2 protein-coding genes are annotated in these 632 nt (G+C 42.9%); both read right to left on the bottom strand.

Annotation, left to right across the window (positions count from 1 at the left end; genetic code table 11):
- Positions 1-271 (bottom strand): hypothetical protein (locus BZJ21_RS15455; RefSeq protein WP_131826359.1); only part of this gene is annotated, 271 nt, incomplete at its 3' end.
- Positions 261-632: hypothetical protein (locus BZJ21_RS16415; RefSeq protein ID WP_037189746.1), on the bottom strand; the 372-nt coding region annotated here is incomplete at its 5' end. The genes BZJ21_RS15455 and BZJ21_RS16415, both read right to left, overlap by 11 nt.

The following is a 632-nucleotide window of genomic DNA, read 5'->3' as shown; positions in this document are numbered from 1 at the left end:
GCGTGTTGTAATCTAGCAGCCCTTTAGCTACCGCTTGGTCGACAACACTGTCAATCAGATCGATCATCCATTGAGGCGCTTCTTCGCTGTTAATCCCAGCATAAAGGCCGTCACCTACAATAGAATATTCTTTTTTGCTTCCTGTAACAGACCCACTACGAGGCTCAATGTATACTCTGCTAGAGCCTTCTACAGACAGGTCGTTAGCGCTTTTTTCTATATCTGTATTAGTAGTGGTTACATCTACGTTAGGGGTAGTTTTAATCGACATAGACTTCTGGTACCTTCGCTATGAAATTTCCGTTATTTACAGTGTTACACTCTATCACTAAACGGTAATTTGGGCGAGAGTAGTAACGGTCTGCTTTAGAGCCTTTGTCCATTTCTAGCGCAGCAGTCTCTTCTGCTGTGATAAGCAACTCTATCCTTCCGCTAAGTGCATCACTTACAGTCAGTACCTTGTTTTCGATAACTGCTGCAGGCTTACTGGGATCTAGTGGATAAAGGGATGCGATAAACGTGTCTGTGCCGTCAATAGTCATAGGCAGTGTAGAACCGTCAGCTTTAATGGTGAAATTAAAGTAGTTGTCGGTACCTTTAGTTATTGTAAATTTGTTAGTAGAGCAGGCCAT

It is taken from the genome of Salinivibrio costicola subsp. alcaliphilus, from assembly GCF_001996185.1.
Taxonomy (GTDB): Bacteria; Pseudomonadota; Gammaproteobacteria; order Enterobacterales; family Vibrionaceae; genus Salinivibrio; species Salinivibrio costicola.
This window is presented reverse-complemented; position numbering and strand designations above follow the sequence as displayed.